Below are 25,492 nucleotides of genomic sequence, written 5' to 3'. Positions count from 1 at the left end.
AGGTGTTACTTGACGAGCTTGACGTTGGTGAGACCGAGGTTGGGAGCGTCGCCGCTCAGCCCCGAGCCGGTGTTGTTGTAGAACGACCCGTACTGGGTGAAGCCGTTGAACAGCGCGCCCTCGGAGGAGCGGACGAACTGCCCACGGACACCGGCGCAACCGCCGCCGATGGTCGCGAAGTTGAACTTCATGTCGCAGTTGTTCGTGTAGCTCAGGGCGGAGAAGCTGGGCTGCACACCGAAGTAGAGGAAGGGGTAGTTGACCCACTTGTCGACCTTGAACGGCGCGAAGCCCAGGATGACCAACCGGCTGGGGTAGGAGACCGACCCCCAGAAGACCGACTTCTTCTCCACCGCGTAGATCGGCATCATGACGACGCTGCCGTTGCCGACGCCGGCGAGCTTGGCCTCCATGCAGGTGTCGGCCGTGATGAGGGACCAGTCGTCCAGCATGTTGCGGTAGACGTCCCACAGGTTGGCGCTGAAGTCGCAGTTGGTGTTCACGCCCGGGAAGAACGATCGCGTGAAGTACATGGCCTGACCGACCGCTCCGTAGCCGGAGGCCGTCCCCCGCTTGGAGTACACCGTCGCAGCCGTCGCGCCGGTGCCGGGGCAGCTGGCCTCGCCGGTGCTGTAGCGGGCCCACAGGTAGGTCCGCATCGCGCCCGGGGACGTGGCCGAACCGGGCTGCGCGGCCAGCCAGTCGCAGTAGGGCAGGCCCATCGGGATCAGCTTCGTGCCGACCAGCGGCACGGTGTTCCACGTCGCGGTCGCCTCGGAGCGCACGGTGCTCGAGGCGTCGCCCAGGACCTTGGCGAACGTGTGGTTGACGTTCTTGGAGACCCGCACCGTCACCTTGCCGTCGTCGAAGGTGGGGTTCTTGACGACGCCGTCCTTCAGCGTCTGGGCGGAGGCGGTGGTGCCGGCGTTCTGCTGCGCGTACCAGGTCGCGGTGCTCGGCAGGCAGGTCGACTTCTTGAGGGAGCAGTCCGTGGCCAGCGCGAGCACGGCCTGGTCTGCGGCGCCCTGCACCGTGGCCTTCTCGCTGGAGGCGACCGCGAAGTCCACCGACACCGCGGCCATGCCGAGGAGGGCGACCATGGACAGGGTCACCAGGACGATCGTGGCGCCCTTCTCCTTCTTGCGGAGGCCGAAGCGGCGCCGCAGGTGGGTCAGTTGCACTGGGCCACCCCCCTTCCGCGGTAGGTGAAGCTGGCCCCGAAGAGGCCGGTGTACGTGGGGCGCACCACGGTGGAGGTCACCGTGACGGCGGAGCCGACCGTGGTCGGCGTGCAGTCGCCCGATCGCGTGACGTTCGCCGTGGGGGCCAGACCCGTCACGTGGGCGCGGGCCTGTCCCCAGTTGCGGTCGATCGCGTAGTTCCTGGCGGCGATCTGGGTCGCGTTGTTCAGCTGGGTCCGGTAGTTGAAGGCCATGCCGAACTCGACGATCCCGATGATGATCGTCATCAGGATGGGAACGACGAGTGCGAACTCCACGGCCGCAACACCGCGCTCGCGCTCGCGGCGCGAACGTCGTGTCCAGGTCGTGAAGTGCAGCATCACGTCTCCTCCCTCAAGGACTCGTGGGTGGGGCGTCGCTGCCCCGGGACGGGTGTGCCGCGCCGCGATACGCGACGCGGCACACCCAGGGTCGGTTCGTGCGAACCGCTCGGATCAGAGACCGAGCTGGCCGCCGAGGCCGTTCCAGAAGCCGGTGAGCTCGCCACCGAAGACGGCGATGGCGCCGACGATCGCGACGGCGATGCCGGCGATGATGAGCGCGTACTCGGTCGCGGTGGCGCCCTTCTCGTCACGCTCGGCGGTGAAGGCGGCCAGGAAGTTCAAGATCTGCAGCATGGGTTTTCTCCTCTGTGTGTCGTGGTGAACTCGCATACTGCGAAGTCCCGAAACGAACGCTAATGGGGCTGTATCGCACGGGTGTCGCTTTCTGTGAAACAAACACGCCCAAGCGAGAAAAATAGCTCTTAGGTACTAGTGGGACTCATGTGACTGATGGGATGTGATGTCCGGCACACGAAAGCGCTGGACCCCGGGGGGCCCAGCGCGGTCCGCCGCGAGGCTCAGAAGATGGCGGAGAAGCCGCCCAGGCTCGCCGCCAGCGAATCGCCGAACATGACGATGACGCCCACGAGGACCACGGCGACGCCGGAGATCAACAGGGCGTACTCGGTGGCGCTCGCTCCACGCTCTCCGCCGAAGGCGGGCTGCTGCTGGTCCATGTCTTCTCCTGGGGGCCGTGTCGTCAGCCCGCCCCCGAGACGGGACCATGTGACGCTTGGGGCTGAAGGTAGTGCACGCGCGGACCGCTCCGAGGCCGTTCGCCCAAGAATGCCGCGACTTTTCGGCCGCGCCCGCGGCGGAACGGGCAGACAATCGAAGGATGACCTTCGAGACCCTCGCGCTGATCTGCGCGATCGGGCTGCTCGGCCCGCTGCTCGCGGTGCCGTCGACCTGGCGGATCCCGGTGGTCGTGGGCGAGCTGCTGGGTGGGCTCGCCGTCGGGGCGAGCGGCGCCGGGTGGCTCGACCCGGGCGACGAGACCTTCAGCTTCCTGGCCGAGCTGGGCTTCGCGATGACGATGTTCGTCGTCGGCACGCGGGTGCCGATCCCCGAGCACGGACTGAAGTCGGCGCTGGCCGTCGGAGCCGGGCGCGCGGCGCTCGTGGGGGTGGCCGCCGCCGTGGCCGGGACGGTTCTGGCGGCGGTGTTCGATGCGTCACACCCGGCCGTCTTCGCCGTCCTGATGGCCAGTTCCTCGGCCGCGCTGGCGATGCCGGTGCTCGAGGACGAGGGGTTCGACGGCCCCCACCTGGTGCCCCTGCTGACGCAGATCGCGGTCGCCGACGTCGTGTGCATCCTGGTCCTGCCCCTGGCGATCGCACCGGACCGAGCGGCCGAGGCGGCGCTGGGCTCGGCCATCGTCGTGGCCGCGGGCGTCGTGCTGTTCCTGGTCCTGCGCGCGCTGGAGGCCCGCGGGATCTGGGAGGCCGTGCACGAGGAGAGCAAGGAGCGACGGTTCGCCATCGAGCTGCGAACGAGCCTGATCGTGCTCACGGCGGTGGCCGCCCTCGCGGTCGCGACCCACGTGACGGTGATGCTCGCAGGATTCGTGTGCGGACTGGCCATCGCGGCCGTCGGCCCGCCCCGCCGGCTCGCGCGCCAGCTGTTCGCCCTCGCCGACGGCTTCCTCGGTCCCGTGTTCTTCGTGTGGCTCGGCGCCTCGCTCGACCTGACCGCCCTCGTCGACGAGCCCCGGCTCATCGCGCTCGGCGTGTGCCTGGGGCTCGGCGCGATCGTGACCCACCTCGTCGTCCGCCTGACCGGGCTGCCCGTGTCCTTGGCCGTGCTCACCGGGGGGCAGGTCGGCGTCCCCGTCGCGGCCGCCACCATCGGCACCCAGACGGGCGAGCTCGAGGGAGGACTGCCCGCGGCACTCATCCTCGGGGCGCTGATCACCGTCGCCGCGGTGTCCGTCGCGGCGCGCTTCCTGCCCTCGCCACCCACCGCGACCGGGGTGGAGGACGACGCGACGGGCAGACTGGACCCATGACCTCCCCGAGCGACTCCGCCGTCGCCGTCTACCTGGACTTCGACAACATCGTCATCTCGCGCTACGACCAGGTGCACGGCAAGCAGTCCTTCTGGCGTGACCGCGACGCCGGCTTCGACGAGGCGAAGCTCCAGGCCGCCGAGGTCGACGTCCACGCGATCCTCGACTACGCCTCCTCCTTCGGCCGGCTCGCCCTGACGCGGGCGTACGCCGACTGGTCGATGCCGTTCAACGTCCGCTACAAGAAGCAGCTGGTCGACCGCGCCATCGACCTCGTGCAGCTGTTCCCGGCCTCGGGCTCCAAGAATGGTGCCGACATCCGGCTGGCCGTCGACGCCCTCGAGGACATGGGCCGCATGCCGCAGGTCGGGACGGTCGTGCTGGCCGCCGGCGACTCCGACTACATCCCGCTGGCCCAGCGGCTGAAGCGCATGGGCCGCTACGTCGTGGCGGTGGGTGTGGCCGGAGCCACCAGCCGCTCCCTCGCCGCCGCGTGCGACGAGCTCCTCACGTACGACAACCTCCCGGGCCTGGCCGATCGCGGTGACGAGGCCGAGGTCGAGAAGGCCTCTCCCCCGCCGCGCAAGACGGCGAAGAAGTCCTCGCGCCGGTCGTCCGGGGGGAAGTCCACCGCCGAGCCCGAGCAGGAGGCCGAGGCGTCGGAGACCCCGGCGGACACCGCGCCCGTGCTGAAGCCCGTGTTCGTCCCCGCGGGCGGCGCGGTCGACGACGAGGACGACGAGCTCGCGCTGACCCGCCAGGCCACGCGGTTGCTGCTGCGCGCCCTGCGCCTGCTGGGCGAGAAGGACTCCGAGGACGAGTGGATCCACTCGGGCACGGTCAAGAGCCAGATGAAGCGGATGGACTCGTCCTTCAACGAGAAGGACCTCGGCTTCAAGACATTCACCGACTTCCTGAAGTCGCGGAACTCCGTCGTGGAGGTCGACGAGGCCAACCAACGGCGCAAGGTGCGACTTCGTCCGGGGCACTGATTGGCCCGGCGGGGGTCCATGCACTAGGCTGGAGTCAGTTGCATGGCATGACTCGGCAGATTGATGGTCGAGCCTCGTTGAGGCTTTTCGGTTTTCTCTTTGGTTCGAAGTGACGCGTGACAACAAGACGTACGCGATTCACGAGTGCGCACAACCTCCCAAGGAGACAACATGGCTACCGGAACTGTGAAGTGGTTCAACTCTGAAAAGGGCTTCGGCTTCATCGCGCCCGACGACGGCGGCGAGGACCTGTTCGCGCACTTCAGCGAGATCCAGGGCTCGGGCTACCGTTCGCTCGAGGACAACCAGAAGGTCGAGTTCGAGGTGACGCAGGGCCAGAAGGGCCTGCAGGCCGCCAAGATCCGCGCGATCTGAGCTTTCGCAACGCGAGAACTCCACGGAAAGCCCCCGCTTCGGCGGGGGCTTTCCTCTTTTCCGGGACGCTGGACCGGGGGTCAGCGTTACCGGTCTCCAGCGCCGAGGCGCTGTCCGTCGCGGCCGGCCTCGGCGCCGATGGCACGCAGCTGGTCCTCCACCTCAGGAGCGTTGTGGTGGCTGAGGTGGACGGCCACCACGCGGGTCGCATCGTCCACCAGCCCTTCCGCACGCAGTTCCCCCACCGACCCGGCGAAGGTCTCGAGGCCGAGGTGCCGTTGTCCCGCAAGGTCGAGCCGGTCGCCGAACGTCTGCTCCATCAGCACGATGTCGAGCCGCTCGGCGCCCATCGCCTCGAGGGCGCCCTCGGCCCACGGGCCGGTGTCGCACGCGTACAACAGGGACCGCTCCGCGTCGATCCGGTAGAGCACCGCCTCGCCGAGCGCCTCGTGAGCCGCCGGGACGACCTTGATCCGGTACTCCCCCGCGGCGAACCCGTCGCCCGCCGTCACCTCGACGAGCCGCACCGCGGTCTGGTCCGGCGCGAGCCAGTCGCGGCACCGCTCGATCGCGGGTGCCGGTCCGTACACGGTCAGCGGCCGGTCGGTCACCCAGGCACGGTGCAGCAGGAACGCCGGATCGAGGTGGTCGGAGTGGGCGTGCGAGACGAGCACCGTGTGCACGTCGAGGAGGTCGACTCCCGCGCGCAGGGCCTGGCGCGCGGCCTCCGGTCCCGGGTCGATCCACACCCGTCCGTCGACCAGCACGCTGGTGGGGGTCCGCAGCTCACCGCGCTCGCGCATCGTCGTGCACGAGTCGCACCGGCAGAACGGCGACGGCCACCCGTCGGCCGAGCCCGTCCCCAGCAGCAGTACGTCCACGATGCCCGCTCAGTCGTGCGCCGGCGCCTCGCCGCGCAGCCCCGGCGAGCACATGACCTTCTCGGGCGTGATCGCGATGACGACGCGACGCGGGTTCTCCTTGGGCTGGCGGTAGCGCTGGGCGTAGAGGTTCTCGGCCAGCGTGATCGACTCGCGGTCGCGCAGGATCTCGGCCGTGCCGGCGATGCTGAGCCACTGGGGTCCGGCCACCTGGGCCACCGTGGCGCGCGGGTCGCGCTCGACGTTGCGGACCTTCTGGCTGCCGTCCATCGTCGTGATCCGCACGATCCCCTCGTGCACCGTGAAGCCGACCGCGACCACGTGGATGCGGCCACCCGGTCCGATCGTCGACAGGGTCGCCAGGTGGCGGTCGGTCAGGAAGTCACCCTCGGGCAGCCAGACGTCGGTCATGGGCTCCATCATCGCGGGCCCGCCTCGGCCGCTCGGCCCGGGTGCCGGATCGTAGGCTGAAGGGCGTGTCGATCTCTCCCGTCTCCCCTGCCGCGACCTTGCCCCTGCCTCACGGCCCCGCGTGGCCGAACCGCTGGACGCTGGCTCCCCTCACGAACAAGCAGAGCCACGTCGACGGGACGCTGTCCGACGACGAGTACGCGTGGCTGGTCGCGCGGGCGCGCGGCGGGTTCGGCCTCGTGATGACCTGCGCGGCGTACGTGTCGCCCGAGGGACAGGCCTGGAGGGGACAGCTCGGCATCAGCGACGACCGGCACGACGCGGGCCTGCGGCGACTGGCCGACGGGATCCGCGAGCTCGGGGCCGTCTCGTCGATCCAGCTGCACCACGGCGGGATGCGCGCCGACGCGACGGTGACGGGACGCCCCACGGTCGCACCGTGGGCCGATCCCGAGCGCGGAGTCGAGGCGCTCTCGACGAGCGACGTGCAGCGGGTGATCGACGACTTCGTGCGCGCGGCGGTGCGGGCCGAGGACGCCGGCTTCGACGGGGTGGAGATCCACGGCGCCCACGGCTACGTGCTGTGCCAGTTCCTCGACGCGCGCAAGAACCACCGCACCGACGGGTACGGCGGATCGCTCGACGGACGGAGCCGGCCGCTGCGCGAGGTGCTGAGCGGGATCCGCGCCGCGACCGGGCCCGACTTCCAGGTGGGCGTGCGCGTGTCGCCCGAGGGCTACGGGATCACGGTGGCCGACTCGCGTGCCCTGGTCGAGCAGCTGCTCGCCTCGGGTGACGCCGACTACGTCGACCTCTCGCTCTGGGACGTGGCGAAGGCGCCCCGCGAGCCCGACGTGGACGGCCTGCTCATCGACCAGTACGTCGACCTGCCGCGCCACGGCACCCGTCTCGGCGTCGCCGGGAAGATCCTCTCGGCGCAGGATGCCGACTGGTGCCTCGCGCGGGGAGCCGACTTCGTCACGGTGGGCACGGCCGCGATCGTCCACCACGACCTGCCGCGGCTCGTGGCGCAGTCGCCGGACTTCGTGAGCGATCCGCAGCCGTTCAGCCGCGACCGCCTGCGGCAGGAGCACCTCAGCCCGACGTTCATCGACTACCTCGCCGAGGGCTGGGACGACTTCGTCGCCTGAGGGCCCGACAACGCACTGAGGCCGCCCCCGATGGGGGCGGCCTCAGTCTGCATGACACTCACGAGGAGCAAGGGTGGAGCTGCCGGGAATCGAACCCGGGTCCTCTGGCGCTGAAACAGGTCTTCTCCGGGTGCAGTTCGTCTGACGCTTTTCTCAGCCCCGGCGCTCGGACGAACGCGTCACCGACAGGCTCAGTAGCGAAAAAGTCCCGATCTGGCCGCGCTACACGATCAGATCAGCAAGTCCTCTAGATGAGATGGACGATCCGGGACGAGGACGCTCCCGGGTCCACCCTCCGCAAGTCGCTGTCAGGCAGCGAGGGCGAAGTCAGTGCGCTTGGAATCGGCACTTATGGGTTTGCAACGAACGTTAAAGAGATGACGTTGCCTTCTCTACCCGCTTCTCCTGGATTCGAACGACCACAGTCGAAACCGATCAGCCCCTCTGAAATTGTCAATACACCCATACTAACCGCCCCACTGCGCGATTTGTTCCGCCTCGGTCCTGAGCGGCCTAGCGTGGACCCGAGACATCCTCGAGGAGTGCCGATGGACGTGCTGGAGTTCGCCGATGCCGGTGCGTGGGACGACTGGTTGGAGCAGCACGACGCCACCGCGCCCGAGGCGTGGCTGAGGATCCGGCGCAAGAACGCCGACGTCGCCCTGCTGACCATCGGCGACGCACTCGACGGTGCCCTGTGCCACGGCTGGATCGACGGCCTGCGGCGGTCGCTCGACGCGGTCTCGTTCCTGCAGCGCTACTCGCCGCGGCGGGCCCGGAGTCCGTGGTCGCAGGTGAACGTCGCCAAGGTCGAGGCGCTCGAGGCGGCCGGCCGGATGCGCCCGGGTGGCCTCGCGCAGGTGGCCGCCGCACGGGCGGACGGCCGGTGGGACGCGGCCTACGTGCGCCAGGCCGAGGCGCAGGTGCCACCAGACCTGGCCGCCGCGCTGGCCGCGGCTCCTCTCGCGGCGGAGGCGTTCGAGCGACTGGGACTCACCGCGCGCTACGCCATCGTGCTGCCGGTGCTCAAGGCCAGGACGCCCGCGGCACGGGCGCGCCTCGTCCAGCGGTCGGTCGCGCAGCTGTCCGCCCGCCCCGGCGACTGACCCTTCCGCCGGGTGGCACAGACGGGGGTCGCGAGTGGCGGGCGGGTCAGGCCGAGCCGGTGCCGAACAGGTCGGCGCCGTTGTGCCAGAGGACGGCGCGCATCCAGTCGTCGCCGAGGCCGAGCCGGTCGAGGGCCTCGACCTGGTGGGCGTACGGGTACGGGATGTTCGGGAAGTCGCTGCCGAAGACGATCCTGTCCTGCAGGGCCAGCAGGCGCTGCGGGTCGGCCGGCGGCGGGTCGGGGAAGAAATCGACGAACGTCATGGTGGTGTCGAGGCGCACGTTCTCGAAGCGCTCGGCCAGGTCGCAGAACGCGTCGACCTCGGGCATCCCCAGGTGCGCGATCACCAGCGGCAGCCGCGGGAAGCGCTCCAGCACGGCGGCCACCCCTCGCGGACCCGTGTGGGGGCCGGGCATGGGACCCGATCCGGCGTGCAGGACCACCGGCACCTGTGCCTGCTCGATCGCCGCCCAGACCGGGTCGAGCAGCGGGTCGTCGGCGGCGAACTCCCCCACCTGCAGGTGGGCCTTGAACACGCCGACACCCTCGGCGATCACCGCGGGCACGTACTCGGCCGCCTCGGGCTCGGGGAAGAAGGTGGCGGACCGCACCGAGTCAGGGACCCGCTCCGCGAAGCCCGCGAGCCAGTCGTTCATGAAGCCCGCGATGCCCGGCTTGTGCGCGTACGACAGCGCGGTGAACCGCTTCACGCCGAGCGCCCGCAGCGTCTCGACGCGCTCCTCGTCGCTGGTGCGGTAGTGGATCGGCCACGGCCGGCCGAGCTTCGGCCCGGCGGCGTCGAAGTACGCCCACACCTTCGCCAGCACCGGCGGGGCCATGAAGTGCACGTGCACGTCGACGATCCCCGGCACCCCCAGCCGCTCCAAGTACGCGGTGAGGTCGGCGTCCTGCCAGGTCATATGCCCTTGAGGCGGCGACCCACCTCGCGCTCGGCGTCGCGCGACGCCTGACGCTCGGCGATGGCGTGGCGCTTGTCGAACGACTTCTTGCCGCGGGCCAGCGCGATCTCGACCTTCGCCCGGCCGTCCTTGAAGTACAGGCTCAGCGGGATGATCGTGAGGCCCTTGGACTGCGTGCGGTGATCGATCTTCTCGATCTCGTGGCGGTTGAGCAGCATCTTGCGGCGGCGGCGGGTCTCGTGGTTGGTCCACGTGCCGTTGTCGTACTGCGGGATGTGCACCTGCAGCAGCCAAGCCTCGCCCCGGTCGATCTCACCGAAGCCGTCGACGAGCGAGGCACGGCCCTGGCGCAACGACTTCACCTCCGTGCCGGTCAGGACCAGACCGGCCTCGAAGGTGTCCTCGATGTGATAGTCGTGCCGCGCCTTCTTGTTCTGCGCGATCATCTTGCGACCGGTTTCCTTGGCCATCTGATCATTGTGTCAGGTGGGGCGAGTGTCAGGTCGGGGCGAGTGTCAGGTCAGCGCCGGTGACACGTCAGAACCAGTTCATCGGGTTCGTGGTCGAGCCATTGGCCAGCACCATGAAGTGCAGGTGGCACCCCGTGGAGTAGCCGGTGGTGCCCACGTAGCCGATGACCTCGCCACGCCTGACCTTCGAGCCGCTGCTGCGGGCGAACCGCGACAGGTGGTTGTAGGTCGTGATGACGCTCTTGCCACGCTTCACGCCGTTGTTGAGGATGACGCGGTTGCCGTAGGCGCTGTTGTAGTACTGCGACACGATCGTGCCGCCCGCGGGCGCGCGGATCGGGACACCGCAGCCCACGCCGAAGTCGGTCCCGTCGTGCAGCTTGTAGACGCCGGTGATCGGGTGGCGACGCATCCCGTAGGGCGAGGTGATCGGGCCGTTGACCGGGCGGCTCAGGGTGCCACCGGAGTCACCGGTGGTGCCGCCGCCGTTGTCACCGCCACCGCCGCCACCGCCGCCGCGGCGCTTCTTGCGGGCGCGCTCGGCGGCCTCGAGCTCCTTGCGGACGATCTCGGCCATCTGGCTCTCCAGGCGGACGCGGTCGGCCTCGAGCTCCTGCTGGAGCCGCAGGTCCTCCGCGAGCGTGGCGTCGGCGTTGCGCTTGGCGCCGGCGCGGGCCGACACGAGCTTCGCGACGGACGCGGCCTGGGCCTGGGCCTGTGCCGTCAGTGCCTCCATCTGCACCACGACGGCCTCGGCCTGCTGCTTCTGGTCGGCGACCTGGTCGCGGAGGCGCTCGACCTTGTCACGCTCGATGCCGAGCATGACCTCGGACGCGGCCAGCTCCTGCATGACCGCGACCTGGGCGTCGCCGATCGACGTCTTGGCGCTCATCTGCTCGGAGAACAGGCCGGGGTCGTTGCCGCGCAGCAGGTCGCCGAAGGCCTTCAGCCCGGCGTCGCCGGCCATGACGGACTCCACGGCGAACGACTCCACCGCTCCGCGGGACTGCTTGAGCTCGCGCTCGGCCTTCTCCAGGCGAGCCTCGGCGGCCGACAGCTGGGCCTCGGCCTTGTCGAGCTCGGCGCGCAGCCGGGCGTCCTCGGCCTGGGCGACCGCGAGCTTTCCGCGGGTCCGGCCGAGCTCGGACTCGGCGGCCGACAGCTTCGTGTTGGCGTTGATGAGGGCGAGCTTCGCGTCACGCGCGGCCTTCGTGGACTCCTGGACCTCGTCCTTGGCGTCCTTCAGCTTCTTGTTGTTCTGGCGCTGCTCGCGCTTGATGTCGTCCTTCTCGTCACCGAAGGTGGGCGCGCTGAAGCCGGCCACCAGCATGGCGCTGAGGGCGAGGGCGAGCAGCGGCTTGCGCAATCTCGTCATGTGCCTCGAATCCGGGGAAGTGTCCGTCAGGACGGAATCGTGCGATGTGACGCGAGTGACTCTACGCCTCAGGTTGAGGGTTTGGCGTGAGCCCGAGGCTCGCGCGTGTCACCGCGCGTCAGACGTCGAGGTACTTGCGCGTCATGACGAAGGTCGGCACGAGCGCCAGCAGCAGGGCGAGGACCGTGGTCATGCCCATGACGAGGAAGGCGTCCTCCCAACGGACCCACGTGGTGATCCTCCCGAGCGTGTCGCGCAGGTAGCCGTAAACGACGAAGTGCATGAACGCCGCCAGCCCGGCGGCCGCGAGGGCGGCCGAGATGAACGCCGCCACGAGCGACTCGAGCACGAACGGAGCCTGGATGTGCCAGCTGGAGGCGCCCACCAGGCGCATGATCCCGATCTCGCGGCGGCGGGCGAACGCCGTCATGCGGATCGTGTTCGAGACCTGCAGGATCGCCGCGATGATGAGCAGGCCGGCCGTGGCCAGCGCCGCCCACTGCATCTTGTCGAGCATCTCGAACAGCGGGCCCAGCAGGTCGCGCAGGGAGTTGACGTTGCCCACGCCGTCCATGCCCGAGACCTCGCTGACCACGCCGTCGAACTGCTGCGGGTCCTTCAGGGTGACGAAGTACGACTCGGGGAACGAGTCGACGCCGAGGGTCTCCAGCTGCTTGCGGCCCGTGTCGGTCTGACCGAGGAGCTCACGCGCCTGGGCGTAGTTCTCCTGGGGGCTGCGGACCGTGTAGTCGCGGACCTCGGGGTTGTCGGTCAGCGCGGTCTGGACGGCCTGCTTCTGCTCGTCCGTGGCCGCGCCGCCGACGCACGTGGCCGCCGGGGAGTTCTTGGTGCACAGGTTGACCTGCAGCTGCAGCCGGTCGCCGAAGTACTGCTCGGTGCGCTCGGCCTGGGCCTGGATCAGCAGGCCGAGGGAGGCCAGCAGCAGCGACACGCTCATCGTGACGATCAGGGAGATCGTCATGGACGTGTTCCGGGTCAGGCTGGCGCGCAGCTCGTTGAGGATCGCTCGCATGGGTCTCAGTTCTCGTAGCCGTAGATGCCGCGGGCCTCGTCGCGCACGACGCGCCCCTCGTCGAGCTCGATGACGCGCTTGCGCATCTGGTCGACGATCGAGGAGTCGTGGGTGGCCATCAGGACCGTGGTGTCCTCGCGGTTGATCCGGTCGAGCAGCTTCATGATGCCGACACTGGTGCTCGGATCGAGGTTGCCGGTGGGCTCGTCGGCGATGAGGATCATCGGCCGGTTGACGTAGGCGCGCGCGATCGCGACGCGCTGCTGCTCACCGCCGGACAGCTCGTCGGGACGTCGGTGGCCCTTGCCGTCGAGGCCGACCAGGTCGAGCGTCTCGGGCACGAGCTTCTTGATCTCGTCGCGCGGCTTGCCGATGACCTCGAGGGCGTAGGCCACGTTCTCGAAGACGGTCTTGTTCGGCAGCAGGCGGAAGTCCTGGAACACCGTGCCGAGCTGGCGGCGCAGCTTGGGCACCTTCCAGCTGGACAGCTTGTTGATCTCCTTGCCCGCGACGTACACGTGGCCCGACGTGGGCCGCGCCTCACGCAGGATCAGGCGCAGGAAGGTCGACTTGCCCGAGCCGGACGCGCCGACGAGGAAGACGAACTCGCCCTTGGTGATCTCCAGGTCGAGTCGGTCGAGGGCTGCGCGCTTCTGGCCGGGGTAGGTCTTGGTGACCTTGTCGAAGCGAATCACCCGACCGAGTGTAGGTGTGGCACCTGAGGATTCGGGGAACCCGCCGCGCCGGTTCGCTGTGAAGGACGCCTCACCGGGGCGCCCCCGCCGAGCGGCGGGGCCGTGGCTCCGGCGGTTAGGGTGAAAGCCAGTCAGCACGCCGGGAGTTCAGATGAGTCTGCATGCGATCGAGGCCGCCGCCTCGATGCTCGCGGCTCGTGGCACCGACCTCGACGACCTCGTCCGCGAAGCCGGCCGCGTCCGCGACGAAGGGCTCGCGAGGGCCGGTCGGCCGGGCGTCATCACGTGGTCGCGCAAGGTGTTCGTGCCCGTCACCACCCTGTGCCGCGACCGCTGCCACTACTGCGTCTTCGTCGACACCCCCGGCAAGCTCGAGCGCAAGGGCATCGCGCCGTACATGTCCGAGGAGCACGTGCTGGCCGTCGCCCACCAGGGCGCCGCACTGGGCTGCAAGGAGGCGCTGCTGACCCTCGGCGACCGGCCCGAGGACCGCTGGGACGTCGCCCGCGAGTGGCTCGACGACCATGGCTTCGCCTCCACGCTGGAGTACATCGGGCACCTCGCCCGGCGGATCACCGCCGAGACCGGCCTGCTGGCGCACCTCAACCCCGGGGTGATGACGGCCGACGAGCTGCGCGCCCTCCGACCGACCGCCCCGTCGATGGGCATGATGCTCGAGACCACCAGCCACCGGCTGTTCGCCGAGCCCGGGCAGGCTCACTTCGGGTCGCCCGACAAGGACCCGGCCCTGCGACTGCAGGTGCTGGAGGATGCCGGACGTCAGCGGATCCCCTTCACCACGGGCCTGCTGGTGGGCATCGGCGAGACCCTGGAGGAGCGCTTCGACACGATCCTCGCGCTGCGCGATCTGTCGGAGCGGCACGGCAACGTGCAGGAGGTGATCGTCCAGAACTTCCGCGCCAAGCCCGCCACCGCGATGCAGGGCGTCGCCGACGCCGAGACCGACGCCTACATCGCCGCCGTGGCCACCGCCCGCATCGTGCTCGGGCCCGACGCCCGCATCCAGGCGCCGCCGAACCTGTCCGATCCCCGCGAGCTCGCGCGGCTCGTCGCGGCGGGCATCGACGACTGGGGCGGCGTCAGCCCGCTCACGGCCGACCACGTGAACCCCGAGCGCCCCTGGCCCCAGGTGGACCAGCTGGCCGACCTGACCCGCGCCGCCGGCTACGACCTGCGCGAGCGGCTCACGGTGCACCCGCACTACATCCGCGACCGCGACACCTGGATCGACCCGGCACTCCACTCCTCCGTGCTCGCGCTCGCCGACGCCGACGGCATGGCGGCAGGGCGCGGCCCGGCACATTCTCGTGATCTCGATACACCCCCTCGTTCCTCGGGGGCACTCGATCGCCGCTCCCTGCTGGCGCGCGCCGCGAACGACCCGTCGGGGCTGAGCGACGACGAGTACGTCCGCCTCATGACCTCCACGGGCGGCGACCTCGACCGGCTCGCCGGCCTCGCCGACGAGTTGCGGCGCTCGGTGGCCGGGGCCACCGTGTCGCTCGTGCAGAACCGCAACCTCGGGTCCGACCGGGTGACCGACCCCGACCTCGTGGCGCGGGTGGCCGCCGACGCGGTCGACCTCGGCGCCACCGAGCTGTGCATCCAGGGCACGGCGCCGGCCGACGCTCCCGCCGACGTCTACGAGCAGCTGCTGCGGGCCGCGCGCGCCGCCGCGCCGGGCCTGCACCTGCACACGTTCCGGCCCGCCGACGTCATCGACGGAGCGCGCCGCACCGGGCGCACCGTCACCGAGCAGTACGCCGCGCTCGCCGCGGCCGGGGCCGACACGGTGCCCGGCACGGGCGTCAAGGTGCTCGACGAGGCCCATCGCGCCCAGCACTTCGCTGCCGACCTCCCGGTCGACGAGTGGGAGCAGGCGATCCGCGCCGCCCACGGCCTGGGCCTGCACTCCACGTCGGTGCTGTTCTACGGACACGGCGAGACGCCGCTGCAGCGCGTGCGCCACTTGCGCCGCCTGCGGGAGATCCAGGCCGACACGGGCGGGTTCAACGAGCTCGTGCCGATGGCGTTCCCGGACGGCGACCACTCCCCCGACCAGCACCGCGCCGTGCACGCCGTCGCCCGCCTCGTGCTGCACGGCAGCATCGGCCACGTGCAGGCCGCCTGGACCCGCCTGGGCGTCGAGGGCGCCACCGAGGTGCTGCGCTCGGGCGCGGACGACCTCGGCGGCACGCTGTACGACGGACGCGTCGCCCCCGAGGCCGGCGTCGAGGACGGCCAGGAGCTCACGGTGCCGGCGGCGGAGCGCATCGCCCGCAGCCTCGGACGTCAGCTGCGGCTGCGCACCACGACGTACGGCGTGGCGTCATGACGCGCGTGCGCGTCGCGGTCGTCGGCGCCGGCTTCGCCGGGGTCGCGATGGCCCGCCGGCTCGCGGCGGCGGGTGAGTCCTTCGTCGTGCTCGAGCGACGCCCCGGGATCGGCGGCACGTGGCACGACAACCGCTACCCCGGCGTGGCCTGCGACGTCCCCGCGCACCTCTACGGATACTCCGACATCGCGCATCCGGGCTTCAGCCGCGTCTTCGCCCCTGGCGCCGAGATTCGCGAATACCTCGAGGAGGCCGCCGCCCCCGTCGGCGACCGCATCATGCTGTCCACCCGCCTGGAGTCCGCCGCGTGGGACGGCGAGGGCTGGCGGCTCACCACCTCACGCGGCCCGGTGCAGGCCGAGGTGCTGGTCATGGCGGCGGGCCGGCTCACCGAGCCGCGGCTGCCCGAGGTGCCGGGCACGTTCGACGGGCCGATCGTCCACACCGCTCGCTGGGACGACGACCTCGACCTCGAGGGCAAGCGGGTCGCCGTCGTCGGCACCGGCGCCTCGGGCATCCAGGTGATCCCGGAGCTGGCCCGGCAGGCCGAGTCCGTCGTGGTGCTCCAGCGCAGCGCGCCCTACATCCTGCCCAAGGGCGACCGTGCCTACGCCGACGCCGAGATCGCGCTGTTCGAGCAGCAGCCCGAACGGCTCGCCGACCTGCGCGGCGACCTCATGCGCGAGACCGAGGAGGTCTTCGACCAGCGCGCCGGCGACGGTCGCGCGCAGGCCCGCGCCCGCGCGCTCGACCACCTCGCCGGCCAGGTCCCCGACCCGGTCCTGCGCGACGCGCTGACGCCCGACCACGAGTTCGGCTGCAAGCGGGTCCTGTTCAGCGACGACTACTTCACCACCCTGCGGCTGCCCCACGTGAGGCTCGTCCCGAGCGCGCTCACGGCCTACGAGCCGGGCGCGGTCGTGGCGGCCGACGGGTCGCGCCACGAGGTCGACGTGGTCGTGGCGGCCACCGGCTTCCACTCCACGCGCCAGCCCTACGCCGAGCTCGTCACGGGGCGCGACGGGATCTCGCTCGACCAGTACTGGTCCCAGGGCATGCGCGCGTACGCGTCCACCGTGGTGCACGGCTTCCCGAACCTGTTCGTCCTCGACGGCCCGAACGCGACGCTCGCCCACAACTCGGCCGTGCTGATGATCGAGGCGCAGGCCGACTACGCCGCCTCCGCGCTCCCCTGGACCAGCCACGGCCCGCTGGAGGTCTCGGTCGACGCCGAGCAGGACTACATCGACGAGATCCAGGAGCGCAGCGGCGTGTGGACCTCGGGCTGCAGCAACTGGTACGTCGACGAGCGCTCCGGGCGGCAGGTGCTGCTGTGGCCCGGCAAGGCGCAGGAGTTCCGCGACCGGTTCGGCTGGTTCGATCCCGCACCCTTCGGCATCGCCCACCCGGAGTCCTCGGAGTCCGCCGGTGCGTGACCGGCGTCGCCGGGCCTGGACCGTCGTCGTCCCAGTCAAGCCCGCCCACCTGGGCAAGTCGCGCCTCGACCTGCCGGGTGTCGACCGGATCGCCCTGGCGCGCGCCATCGCGCTCGACACGATCGAGGCGGCCGCGGCTGTGGCCCGCGTCGTGGTGGTCACCGCCGATCCCCACCTCGGGGCGCCCGACGTGGAGGTCGTGCTGGAGCCCGAGCCGCGGGGCATCGCCGCCGCGATCTCCGACGGACTCCACGTCGCGCCGGCTGGCCATCGCGCCGTGCTGCTGGGCGACCTGCCCGGCCTGAGGCCCGGCGACCTCGCGGAGGCGCTCGAGCTGGCCGAGGACACCCGGCTCGGGGCCGTGCCCGACGAGGAGCGTCAGGGCACCACTTTGGTCACGGCACGCGAGGGCGACCTGCCCTCGGCCTTCGGGCCGGAATCGTGGCAGCTCCACCGGGCGGCCGGCTTCGTCGAGCTGCCCGTGCCGGTGTCGTCCACGCTGCGTCGCGACGTCGACCACGCCGACCACCTCGTCGGCACGCTCGGTCCGCGCACGACGGCCGTGCTCGGCCGCGTGCTGTGAAGCTCACTTCCGGCTGAAGACCGGGCCCGTCCCGGTCGGGACGAGCAGACCACGCTCCACCGTCAGGGCATCGGCCAGCTCCAGCGGCGGGTCCTCGTCGCCCCCGCACAGCACGACACCGCTTTCGTCGGGCGTGAGCAGCACCTGGTCGCCACGCAGGTCCCAGCGGCCCGGAGCCTGTGAGCACGTGTCGGTGACGACGTACCTGTTGTCGTCCGTGAGCGTCAGGATCAGTCGGCGGCCCGTCTCCGGGACCGGCTCGGAGACCCAGGCACCGAGCACGGGCAGCGTGTCCCCCGGTTCGCCGACCCCGGTGGAGCCTGTCTGACCCGGGTAGGGCTCAGGTGACTGGAGCCCGCATCCGGCCAGCAACGCTCCCACCAGGACGAGGACCGCGAGGGAGCGCATGGGCCCCAAGTTAACGGCCGGAACGAGTCACGGTCAGCGGCTCGAACGGACCATCTTTTTCACTGGAATGCGAGCAACTTTAACACCAGTCGCAGCGGCACCTCAGGCCCGGGTGAACGTGGGCCCGGCGCCCTCGGGCACCAGCGTGTCCCCATCGACCGTGAGCGCGGGCGGCAGCTCAACGGCCGCGTCACCGCCGCACTGCTGACCTGCGCCCTGGTCGGGAGTCAGCACGACCTGACCGCCGGCCAGCTCCCACCGGCCCGTCAGCTCGAGGCACTCGTTCTCCGCGACGTAGGTGTTGTCGTCGGACAGCGTGAGCATGACGGTCCGCCCGGACTCCAGCGGCTCGGACTCCCACAGGCCCAGCACCGGCAACGTGTCCTCGGGCTCCTCGACCTCGGACGTCTCCGTGGTGGCGAGCGGATCGCTGTCGTCCGCGCACCCGGTCAGCAGGGTCAGGGCCAGCAGCAGGGCGGCGAGGAGGCGCATGCGCCCACGCTAACCGCCGTCCCGTGCTCCGTGGCACCAGCACCTGATCTCGATACAGCGTCTCGCTGCGCTCGCCGCCACTCGATCACCGGTGGCGTACGCCGTCTCGCCGCCACTCGATCACCGGTGGCGATACGCCGTCGCGCTGCGCTCGATCACCGGTGGTCGAGTGCCGCGAGGAACGAGCGGTGTATCGAGACCGGAGTCAGGGGGTGATGGCGGCGCGGGCCAGGGCCGCAGACGTCTCGGGGTCGCTCATCCAGAGCGGCTGGACGCGCACGTCCCAGCCCTCGGCCGCGAGGGAGGGAGCCAGCGCGGCGTCCTCCTCGGCGACGAGCCACGTGTCGAGCACGCCGCCCGCGGCGCGACGTCCGTAGAGGCGGGCGACGGCGTCGGCCGCCGTCTCGACCCCGATCGCGGCCAGGCACGCGTCGGCCATGCCGCGCACCACCTTCCCGCCGATGATCGGCGAGATCCCCACGACCCGTCGTGCGCCGCCCAGGGCCTCGCGGATGCCGGGCACCTGCAGGATCGGGCCGATCGACACGACGGGGTTCGACGGCGCCATCACGACGACATCGGCGCCGGTGATCGCCTCGACGACGCCGGCTCCCGGCGTGGCCTCGCCGATCCCGGGGTTCTCGAACGCCACGGCGCGCAGCGAGGCGCGGTGGCGCGTCCACCACTCCTGGAAGTGCAGGCGGTCGCCACCCTCGACGACGACGTGGGTGTCGACCTCGGCATCGGTCATCGGCAGCAGGCGCGCACCGATCGGCCAGCGGGCGCCCAGCCGCTCGGCCACTTGCGACGGGGTCAGCCCCTCGCGCAGCCAGCCCGTGCGTGCCAGGTGCGTGCCGAGGTCGAGGTCGCCGAGGGTGAACCACGGCCAGCCCGCGCCCCACGCCTGCAGCTCGGCGCTGACGCGCTCGGTCTCGCCGGCGCGGCCCCAGCCGCGCTCGGTGTCGTTGACCCCCGCCAGCGCGTACAGGATCGAGTCGATGTCCGGCTGCAGCCGCACGCCCGAGAGCCACAGGTCGTCGCCGGTGTTGACGACCACGGTGATCTCGTCGTCGGCGCCGAGCGCACCCCGGAGGCCCGTGACGAATCGTGCTCCGCCGACGCCGCCGGCGAGCACCGTGACGCGCATCAGCCGCCCGTCCGGAAGAGGTCGTCCTCGAGCGGGCGGATGATGCTGCGCGCTCCAGGGAGCGCGAGGTCGCCCACGAGGTCGCCACGGCCGCGCACGACGGCGACGGGCACGTGACCGTCCTTGGGCTTGACCAGCTCGGCGGCGCCGCACAGCTCGTCGGCCACGCACGGCATCGTCACGGCGAGCGGGCGCCCGTCGGCGTCACGCCCGGGCTGCTCGAACAGGCGCACCCCGGCCGCGCCGATCGCGACGTCGGTCTGGCCGAGTCGCCACGGGCGACCCAGGGTGTCGGAGACGAGGACACCCACGTGGGCGACCTCGCGGAGGGCCTCGGCGATCCGGCGGGCCGAGGCGTCGGGGTCCTCGGGCAGCAGCAGGACCTGGCCCTCGGGCACGTTGCTCGCGTCGATCCCGGCGGCCGCAGCCACGATGCCGAGACGGTTCTGCACGATGCGGACCGCACCACGCTCGGCCACGACGCGCACGGTCTCGGCCTCGATCGCCGCCTCGCGCTCGGCCGCCGGGACGAACCGGCCCTCGGCCTTGCTGACGATCTTCGAGGTCACCACGACGATGTCGCCGTCGGCCAGCGAGGCGTGCGCGCGGATCAGCACGGCGAGGTCGTCCCCGGGACGGATCTCGGGCAGGCCGGCGATCCCGAGAAGGGTCAGCATCGGTGGGTCAGGCCGCGTCGGTCTGGTTCCGGCGCCAGCGGATGCCGGCCTCGATGAACTCGTCGATCTCGCCGTCGAGGACCGCCTGCGTGTTGCCGGTCTCGAACTCGGTGCGCAGGTCCTTGACCAGCTGGTACGGGTTCAGCACGTAGTTGCGCATCTGGTCGCCCCAGGAGGCCTGGACGTCGCCGCGCAGCTCGTCGAGGTGGGCGCGCTCCTCGGCCTTCTTCAGGGCGAGCAGCTTGGCCTTGAGGATCACCATCGCGCTGGCCTTGTTCTGCAGCTGGCTCTTCTCGTTCTGGCAGCTGACGACCACGCCGGTGGGGATGTGGGTCAGGCGCACGGCCGAGTCGGTGGTGTTGACGCTCTGGCCGCCCGGACCGCTGGAGCGGTAGACGTCGACGCGCACCTCGTCCTCGGGGATGTCGATGTTGTCGGTCTCCTCCAGCACCGGCACCACCTCGACCGCGGCGAACGAGGTCTGACGGCGGCCCTGGTTGTCGAAGGGGCTGATCCGCACGAGGCGGTGGGTGCCGGCCTCGACCGACAGGGTGCCGTAGGCGTAGGGCGCGCGGATCGCGAAGGTGGTGGACTTCAGCCCCGCCTCCTCGGCGTAGCTGGTGTCGTAGATCTCGACGGGGTACTTGTGGCGCTCGGACCAGCGGATGTACATGCGCTGGAGCATCTGGGCGAAGTCGGCGGCGTCGACGCCACCGGCGCCGGAGCGGATCGTCACGAGGGCCTCGCGCTCGTCGTACTCGCCCGAGAGCAGGGTGCGCACCTCGAGGCTGTCGATGGAGTTCGCCAGGCGGTTGATCTCGGACTCGGCCTCGGCCAGGGAGTCGGCGTCGCCCTCCTCGGCACTGAGCTCGAGCAGGACGCCCACGTCCTCGAGGCGCTGGCGCAGGTTGGCCACCCGCTCGGTCTCGGCCTGGAGCACCGAGAGCCGCCCGGTGACGCGCTGGGCGTTCGCCTGGTCGTCCCACAGGTCCGGCGCGCCGACCTGCTCCTGGAGGTCGGCGATCTCGACCTGCATCTTCGGCACGTCGAGCACGCGCTCGATCGACGTCAGGGTCGTGTCGAGCTGTTTGATCCGGTCGTTCAGGTCCGTGGTGGCCACCTGTCGAGGTTACCGCTGCGGGCCTTGCCGGGTGCTGTCGACCGCCCGGCGGGACGGCCGATTCAGAAACCCTCGGTATCTGGAGTGATTCACGCCACATCAGCCCCGCCCGTTCGGCATGATCCCTGCGGGGGATCGATCATCGAACCGGAGTCGACATGACGAACGAACGCATCGCCGCCACCGCTGCCGGCGTCGAGCTGGGCCTCCTGGTGTTCCTGCTCGTGCCGCATGCGGCAGCGCTGGGGACCGCACTCACGTTCGCCCTGGCCGTCGCGTCCACCCTCGTGGTGGCCGTGACCGCCCGCGTCGTCATCGCCCGGTTCGGGGCGGACGACCCGTGGCGCGACCTCGGCCTGGACCCGGCCTGGGACCTGTCGCTGAGCGAGCTGTCCGCCTGACATGCCAACGGCGGGCCGTCTCGAGGGAGACGGCCCGCCGTTGTCGGTCATCCGCCGGGCTACTTCCCCAGCCGCAACGCATCGCGGATGGTGAAGAAGACGTCCGTCTGGTCGGTCAGACCCACGACGTTCGCGGCCCGCGGCCCGTACGCCGCGATCCGCAGTTGCGAGCCGGTGTGCTGCTGCGAGCCGGCCGCGGCGCTGGTGGCGTAGTTGATCGTCATCGGCTGGCCGTCCTGCGTCAGCAGGTTCACCGTGGCGCCGGGGGTGACCGACCCCGCCTCGACGATCTGGCTGGTGTGCGCGTGGTCGGCGGTCACGATGACCGTCGTGTTCTTGTCCTTCTTCGCGTAGTCGAGCGCGACCTTCACGGACTCGTCGAGGTCGAGCGTCTCGCCGATCTGGCCGCAGGCGTCCGAGGAGTGGTTCCGCTTGTCGATGCTGGCTCCCTCGACCTGGAGGAAGAAGCCCTTGCGGCTCCGCTGGTCCAGCAGCTCGATCGACTTCTTCGTCAGGTCGGCCAGGCCGGGCAGGGAGTCGGTGCGGGCCGGGTTCTCGGTGCACGCGACGGGCGTCTTCTTCCCACCGTCGGCGGTGGCCGCGGGACCGGTCCAGCGCACCGGGAAGTTGCCCGGTGCGAACAGGCCCAGCAGCGGCTGGTCCTGGTCGGCCCTCTTCACCTTCGACAGCGACGCGAGGTCGTCGACGAGGCGGTAGCCCCGCTGCTGCGCCTGCTCGCGCAGTGTCCTGCCCTGCCAGCGACCGGCCGTCGCGGTCTCGGCGAACGTGGCCGCGCCACCGCCGAGGGTGACGTCGGGACGCGTGTCGAGGAGCTGCTCCGTGATGCTGCCGGCGCCGCCGTTCTCCTTGGCGTTCGTGGGACAGGTCTTCGTGGTCGCCGTGGGTCCGTAGCAGCTGCGGGCCGTCACGTGCGCGACCTGCACGGCCGGCGTCGCGTCCTGGATCTCGGCCGTGGAGACGTTGCCGGTCTTGTAACCGGCCCGCTTCGCCAGTTCGAGCAGCGTCTTCTGCGGCTTCCCGGCGATGTCGACGCTGACCGCGTTGTCGTAGGTCTTCGTGCCGGTGGCCCAGGCCGAGCCGGTGGCCGCGGAGTCGGGGACGTAGTCCGGCTTGCCCTCCTTCGTGAGCGAGTACGTCGTGTACTGGCCCGTCAGTGGGAGGCGGTCCAGGCCGGGGAACGTGCCCGCCGCGCCGTGGACGTAGTTGCGCGCGCTCGTGATCTCGGAGTCGCCCATCCCGTCACCGATGATGAGGATGACGTTCTCGGGGCGACTTCCGTCGATGGCCTTCTTGACGGCCTTGGTCTGGTCGCCCGAGAGGCGGGCGGCGCCGCCGTGGCGGCTGAGGTCGCGCTCGGCGGTGGCCACGGAGCCGACCACTGCTCCCCCGAGGAGCAGTGAGGCGGTGCCGAGGACGACCACGCTGCGGGTGCTGGTGCGTAGGTTCATGCCGTCAGCCCACCGTGGCCGGGTGACGCCCGGGTGAACCGCGGCCGAAGTCGGGCGGTCCACTTCGGGCACGCCGCCTAGCGCGCGGCCTCCACGAGGCGGGTGGGGAGCTCGGGGGCCGGGTCGCCGTCGGCGACCTGCCCGATGACCGCGAGGGTCGTGAAGTACGCCGCGCACGAGAGCACGAGCGCGGTGCGCCGGATCTGCTGCCACGTGTATCGGTTCATGTCTCCAGCGCAACCGACGCAGGTGAACCCCTCGCCAACGAGGATCGACGAACGCACGGACATCGGTCGTCGGCCGCGGGCCCGCCGGGGGGCATGATGGTGGCCATGGACGCTCCCAGGCCGATCACCCCGCCCGGTTGGTACGACGACGGGCATGGCCAGCTGCGCTGGTTCGACGGATCGGAGTGGACGCAGCACACCGCTCCCCTGAGCCGGCCCGCGGCGCCCCAGTCCCCGGCGCGGCCCGCGGTCCAGCCGCGCGCCCAGGTGCGAACCGAGGACCTCGTCCCCGTGAAGCGCTCGAAGCTGGTCTGGATCCTGCCGATCGTGTTCGTGGTGGCCGCCCTCGTCGGCGCCCTGCCGGCGATCGCGCTGTGGAGCTCGGGCGCATTCGACTCCGAGCCCCTCGAGCGCACGTACGCCGACTTCACCCGGGCGGAGGCGAGCCAGGACTGTGCGGCACTCGTGGCCGTCACGACGCAGAGCTTCCGCGACGACCTGTACGACGAGCCGTTCACGTGCGCCTCCCTGGCCGCCCGTCCCCCGGTCTCTCGCGAGGGAGACCCGATGTGGGGCCTGCGGTTCGGGCCGATCGGGATTCTCGTGGTCGAGGAGACCGGCGCTGACGACGTCGATGACTACGACGACTTCTCCAGCTCCGAGACCTACACGTTCATCCGCGAGGACGGCCGCTGGAAGCTGGACAGCAGCGACTGATCCCCACTTGCCACGGCGCGCGATCGGGGTGATCGTGGAGTCATGGTGTGGGGGCACCTCCGAACGAGGATCGCGCTGGTCGCGGCGTCCGTGGTGGGCGCCGGCGTGCTGGTCTCAGCCTCCGCACCGACCCACGAGCCAGCGAGGAAGCCCGCAGCCGTGGCCCCGCTCGCCAGCGCGGTCGTCGCTCCGCAGGTCGTCCAGGCCGCTGCCACTGCGCGGCCCCGCTGCTTCGGTGCCGCGTCGATGGCCAAGAGGCGGTGCCACAACCCCGCGCTCAAGGGCAAGCTGATCCAGCGCCCGGGCATCGCCAAGCGCGAGACGGCCCAGTACCCCGGCAAGCAGTGCTACCAGAGCGGCGTCCAGCAGATCCGCCTCAACCGGGGCTGCACCTTCGGCACCCGGGCCGCCGGCCGTCCGCACGTGATCCTCGTGGGCGACTCCCATGCCCGCGCGATCATGCCCGCCTTCGTCGAGATGGCCCGGGCCGGGCGCATCTCGCTGGAGGTGCAGGTGCGCGGCTCGTGCTCCTGGACGACGTCGCGGGTGAACCACCCCGACAAGTCCCGCGTCCGGCCGTGCACCCTCTACCGCAAGAACCTCCAGCGCTGGCTGCTGAAGCAGGCGCCGCGCACCGACGTGGTCGTGACGACCGGGTACGCGCGTCAGGTGTCGGGCAGCGCGAAGTCGCAGGTCATCAAGATGCGCGCGCTCTGGCGGCCGGTGATCCGCAAGGGCGTGCGGATCGTGGCCATCAGCGACAACCCGCGCCTCAAGGGCGAGCCGCAGAAGTGCCTCGTGAAGTACGGCGCCATCCGCGGCGCGAGGAAGTGCGGCGTCTCGACGAAGGCGGGCCTCTCGCGCGACCCGTTCCTGCTGACCGCGAAGAAGACCCGCGGCGCCACGGCCCTCGACCTGCGGCCCCGCTTCTGCAAGAAGGGCTTCTGCCCCGCGGTGATCGGCGGCGCCAACGTGTACCGCGACCACACGCACATCACGGTGACCTATGCCGAGACGCTCGCGCCCGTCCTGACCGGCAAGTTCCGCGCCATGCGGATCATCCGCTGAGCCCCGACGATCACGGCGCGGCGTCGAAGGCGTCCAGGACCTCCTTCTTGATCCGGCCGCGCTCACTCACCTCGTAGCCGTTCTCCTTCGCCCACGTCCGCACGTGGGCGAGCTCCTCCGGGCTGCGACCCGATCCGGATCCGGCGCTGCCGCTGCGGCGCGCGGAGGTACCGCGCGACGGTGCCTTGCGCGCGGCCTTGACGTAGGTCTCGAGCGAGGCGCGGAGGGCATCGGCCTCCTTCTTCGTCAGGTCGATCTCATAGCTGGTGCCATCGAGGGCGAACGAGACGGTCTCTCCCTTGCCGTCCTGGATCTCCTCGCCCGAGATGTCGCTGGAAAGAATGGTGATCACGCGCTGCGCCATGATTTCTCCCTTTTCGGCATGAATTCTTCGACGAAAGGCGAATA

Annotated in this window: 30 protein-coding genes and 1 other RNA gene; 11 read left to right on the top strand and 20 right to left on the bottom strand. The window is 70.8% G+C overall.

The window, feature by feature from the left end; translation table 11 throughout:
• Positions 1 to 5: 5 nt before the first annotated feature.
• The 4 genes from B2363_RS16120 to B2363_RS16105 all read right to left on the bottom strand — a co-directional run bounded on the left by B2363_RS16120 (position 6) and on the right by B2363_RS16105 (position 2,241).
• The gene (locus B2363_RS16120) at positions 6 to 1,181 is read right to left on the bottom strand and encodes a TadE/TadG family type IV pilus assembly protein (RefSeq protein WP_286931490.1); all 1,176 of its coding nucleotides are present in this window, start codon (positions 1,179 to 1,181) and stop codon (positions 6 to 8) included.
• Positions 1,172 to 1,561 (bottom strand): TadE family protein, encoded by a 390-nt coding sequence (locus B2363_RS16115; protein ID WP_286931488.1) that lies wholly within the window; start codon positions 1,559 to 1,561, stop codon positions 1,172 to 1,174. Before B2363_RS16115 ends, B2363_RS16120 begins: the two co-directional genes overlap by 10 nt.
• Before the next feature lie 114 nt (positions 1,562 to 1,675).
• Positions 1,676 to 1,858 (bottom strand): Flp family type IVb pilin, encoded by a 183-nt coding sequence (locus tag B2363_RS16110; protein ID WP_286931486.1) that lies wholly within the window; start codon positions 1,856 to 1,858, stop codon positions 1,676 to 1,678.
• Between the two features lie 224 nt (positions 1,859 to 2,082).
• Positions 2,083 to 2,241 carry a hypothetical protein gene (locus tag B2363_RS16105; protein WP_286931484.1) on the bottom strand — a complete coding sequence of 53 codons (159 nt, stop codon included), beginning with the start codon at positions 2,239 to 2,241 and terminating at the stop codon, positions 2,083 to 2,085.
• 161 nt (positions 2,242 to 2,402) lie between these two features.
• Between B2363_RS16105 and B2363_RS16100 the strand changes: the two genes are divergently transcribed.
• From B2363_RS16100 to B2363_RS16090, 3 genes are all read left to right on the top strand, one after another.
• The gene (locus B2363_RS16100; RefSeq protein WP_286931482.1) at positions 2,403 to 3,572 is read left to right on the top strand and encodes a cation:proton antiporter; all 1,170 of its coding nucleotides are present in this window, start codon (positions 2,403 to 2,405) and stop codon (positions 3,570 to 3,572) included.
• Entirely contained in the window at positions 3,569 to 4,564 is a 996-nt protein-coding gene (locus B2363_RS16095; protein WP_286931480.1) for an NYN domain-containing protein, read from the top strand. Before B2363_RS16100 ends, B2363_RS16095 begins: the two co-directional genes overlap by 4 nt.
• A gap of 171 nt (positions 4,565 to 4,735) precedes the next feature.
• Entirely contained in the window at positions 4,736 to 4,939 is a 204-nt protein-coding gene (locus B2363_RS16090; protein WP_078700207.1) for a cold-shock protein, read from the top strand.
• Positions 4,940 to 5,025: 86 nt separating this feature from the next.
• Here B2363_RS16090 and B2363_RS16085 read toward each other — a convergent pair whose 3' ends face one another.
• Positions 5,026 to 5,820, bottom strand: coding sequence for an MBL fold metallo-hydrolase (locus B2363_RS16085; RefSeq protein WP_286931477.1), 795 nt, complete (start codon positions 5,818 to 5,820; stop codon positions 5,026 to 5,028).
• A gap of 9 nt (positions 5,821 to 5,829) precedes the next feature.
• Positions 5,830 to 6,231: a pyridoxamine 5'-phosphate oxidase family protein gene (locus B2363_RS16080; protein ID WP_286931475.1), complete on the bottom strand. Its 402-nt coding sequence runs from the start codon at positions 6,229 to 6,231 to the stop codon at positions 5,830 to 5,832.
• Positions 6,232 to 6,296: 65 nt separating this feature from the next.
• Between B2363_RS16080 and B2363_RS16075 the strand changes: the two genes are divergently transcribed.
• Complete coding sequence (locus B2363_RS16075; RefSeq protein ID WP_286931473.1) at positions 6,297 to 7,382, top strand: NADH:flavin oxidoreductase; 1,086 nt, start codon at positions 6,297 to 6,299, stop codon at positions 7,380 to 7,382.
• 71 nt (positions 7,383 to 7,453) lie between these two features.
• Here the strand turns inward: B2363_RS16075 and ssrA are convergent.
• Positions 7,454 to 7,825, bottom strand: a transfer-messenger RNA (tmRNA) gene (gene ssrA, locus B2363_RS16070).
• A gap of 105 nt (positions 7,826 to 7,930) precedes the next feature.
• Here ssrA and B2363_RS16065 point away from each other — a divergent pair.
• A complete protein-coding gene (locus tag B2363_RS16065) occupies positions 7,931 to 8,488 on the top strand; it encodes a YdeI/OmpD-associated family protein (RefSeq protein WP_286931471.1) in 558 nt (185 codons plus the stop codon).
• A 46-nt stretch (positions 8,489 to 8,534) separates the two neighbouring features.
• On the opposite strand, the gene B2363_RS16060 is transcribed toward B2363_RS16065, so the two are convergent.
• From B2363_RS16060 to ftsE, 5 genes are all read right to left on the bottom strand, one after another.
• Positions 8,535 to 9,410 carry an amidohydrolase family protein gene (locus B2363_RS16060; RefSeq protein WP_286931469.1) on the bottom strand — a complete coding sequence of 292 codons (876 nt, stop codon included), beginning with the start codon at positions 9,408 to 9,410 and terminating at the stop codon, positions 8,535 to 8,537.
• Positions 9,407 to 9,880, bottom strand: coding sequence for an SsrA-binding protein SmpB (smpB, locus tag B2363_RS16055; protein ID WP_181752550.1), 474 nt, complete (start codon positions 9,878 to 9,880; stop codon positions 9,407 to 9,409). Before smpB ends, B2363_RS16060 begins: the two co-directional genes overlap by 4 nt.
• A 67-nt stretch (positions 9,881 to 9,947) precedes the next feature.
• Positions 9,948 to 11,255: a M23 family metallopeptidase gene (locus B2363_RS16050; protein WP_286931466.1), complete on the bottom strand. Its 1,308-nt coding sequence runs from the start codon at positions 11,253 to 11,255 to the stop codon at positions 9,948 to 9,950.
• 118 nt (positions 11,256 to 11,373) lie between these two features.
• Entirely contained in the window at positions 11,374 to 12,288 is a 915-nt protein-coding gene (gene ftsX, locus B2363_RS16045) for a permease-like cell division protein FtsX (RefSeq protein ID WP_181752554.1), read from the bottom strand.
• A 5-nt stretch (positions 12,289 to 12,293) separates the two neighbouring features.
• On the bottom strand, positions 12,294 to 12,983 hold the full coding sequence (gene ftsE, locus B2363_RS16040) for a cell division ATP-binding protein FtsE (protein ID WP_286931462.1): 690 nt from the start codon (positions 12,981 to 12,983) through the stop codon (positions 12,294 to 12,296).
• Between the two features lie 151 nt (positions 12,984 to 13,134).
• Between ftsE and cofG the strand changes: the two genes are divergently transcribed.
• Genes cofG through B2363_RS16025 form a run of 3 tightly spaced genes read left to right on the top strand, consistent with a single transcriptional unit; the run spans position 13,135 to position 17,358 of the window.
• Entirely contained in the window at positions 13,135 to 15,339 is a 2,205-nt protein-coding gene (cofG, locus tag B2363_RS16035; RefSeq protein WP_286931460.1) for a 7,8-didemethyl-8-hydroxy-5-deazariboflavin synthase CofG, read from the top strand.
• A complete protein-coding gene (locus tag B2363_RS16030) occupies positions 15,336 to 16,775 on the top strand; it encodes a flavin-containing monooxygenase (protein WP_286931458.1) in 1,440 nt (479 codons plus the stop codon). Before cofG ends, B2363_RS16030 begins: the two co-directional genes overlap by 4 nt.
• Entirely contained in the window at positions 16,768 to 17,358 is a 591-nt protein-coding gene (locus B2363_RS16025) for an NTP transferase domain-containing protein (protein WP_286931456.1), read from the top strand. The genes B2363_RS16030 and B2363_RS16025 overlap by 8 nt, the downstream gene beginning before the upstream one ends.
• A gap of 3 nt (positions 17,359 to 17,361) precedes the next feature.
• Here the strand turns inward: B2363_RS16025 and B2363_RS16020 are convergent, their stop codons facing one another.
• The 5 genes from B2363_RS16020 to prfB form a co-directional block, all read right to left on the bottom strand.
• Positions 17,362 to 17,766, bottom strand: a complete 405-nt coding sequence (locus B2363_RS16020) for a hypothetical protein (RefSeq protein ID WP_286931454.1) — start codon at positions 17,764 to 17,766, stop codon at positions 17,362 to 17,364.
• Positions 17,767 to 17,868: 102 nt separating this feature from the next.
• Positions 17,869 to 18,258, bottom strand: coding sequence for a hypothetical protein (locus B2363_RS16015; protein WP_286931452.1), 390 nt, complete (start codon positions 18,256 to 18,258; stop codon positions 17,869 to 17,871).
• 205 nt (positions 18,259 to 18,463) lie between these two features.
• Positions 18,464 to 19,405 carry a 2-phospho-L-lactate transferase gene (cofD, locus tag B2363_RS16010; RefSeq protein ID WP_286931450.1) on the bottom strand — a complete coding sequence of 314 codons (942 nt, stop codon included), beginning with the start codon at positions 19,403 to 19,405 and terminating at the stop codon, positions 18,464 to 18,466.
• Entirely contained in the window at positions 19,405 to 20,082 is a 678-nt protein-coding gene (gene cofE / locus B2363_RS16005) for a coenzyme F420-0:L-glutamate ligase (RefSeq protein ID WP_286931447.1), read from the bottom strand. Before cofE ends, cofD begins: the two co-directional genes overlap by 1 nt.
• A 7-nt stretch (positions 20,083 to 20,089) precedes the next feature.
• Positions 20,090 to 21,202 (bottom strand): peptide chain release factor 2, encoded by a 1,113-nt coding sequence (prfB, locus tag B2363_RS16000; protein ID WP_181752569.1) that lies wholly within the window; start codon positions 21,200 to 21,202, stop codon positions 20,090 to 20,092.
• Positions 21,203 to 21,360: 158 nt separating this feature from the next.
• Between prfB and B2363_RS15995 the strand changes: the two genes are divergently transcribed.
• A complete protein-coding gene (locus B2363_RS15995; RefSeq protein WP_286931445.1) occupies positions 21,361 to 21,603 on the top strand; it encodes a hypothetical protein in 243 nt (80 codons plus the stop codon).
• Between the two features lie 59 nt (positions 21,604 to 21,662).
• On the opposite strand, the gene phoA is transcribed toward B2363_RS15995, so the two are convergent.
• Complete coding sequence (phoA, locus tag B2363_RS15990; RefSeq protein WP_286931443.1) at positions 21,663 to 23,072, bottom strand: alkaline phosphatase; 1,410 nt, start codon at positions 23,070 to 23,072, stop codon at positions 21,663 to 21,665.
• 77 nt (positions 23,073 to 23,149) lie between these two features.
• The gene (locus tag B2363_RS15985; protein WP_181752573.1) at positions 23,150 to 23,299 is read right to left on the bottom strand and encodes a hypothetical protein; all 150 of its coding nucleotides are present in this window, start codon (positions 23,297 to 23,299) and stop codon (positions 23,150 to 23,152) included.
• Positions 23,300 to 23,404: 105 nt separating this feature from the next.
• Between B2363_RS15985 and B2363_RS15980 the strand changes: the two genes are divergently transcribed.
• Complete coding sequence (locus tag B2363_RS15980; protein WP_286931440.1) at positions 23,405 to 24,016, top strand: DUF2510 domain-containing protein; 612 nt, start codon at positions 23,405 to 23,407, stop codon at positions 24,014 to 24,016.
• 42 nt (positions 24,017 to 24,058) lie between these two features.
• Positions 24,059 to 25,084 (top strand): SGNH hydrolase domain-containing protein, encoded by a 1,026-nt coding sequence (locus B2363_RS15975; RefSeq protein ID WP_286931437.1) that lies wholly within the window; start codon positions 24,059 to 24,061, stop codon positions 25,082 to 25,084.
• A gap of 10 nt (positions 25,085 to 25,094) precedes the next feature.
• Here B2363_RS15975 and B2363_RS15970 read toward each other — a convergent pair whose 3' ends face one another.
• Positions 25,095 to 25,448: a histone-like nucleoid-structuring protein Lsr2 gene (locus B2363_RS15970; RefSeq protein ID WP_181752577.1), complete on the bottom strand. Its 354-nt coding sequence runs from the start codon at positions 25,446 to 25,448 to the stop codon at positions 25,095 to 25,097.
• Positions 25,449 to 25,492 lie beyond the last annotated feature (44 nt).

The organism is Aeromicrobium sp. UBA7512 (genome assembly GCF_002476985.1).
Lineage (GTDB): Bacteria > Actinomycetota > Actinomycetes > Propionibacteriales > Nocardioidaceae > Aeromicrobium > Aeromicrobium phoceense.
The sequence above is the reverse complement of the archived record's forward strand: the minus strand, read 5'-3'. Positions and strand labels throughout refer to the sequence as shown.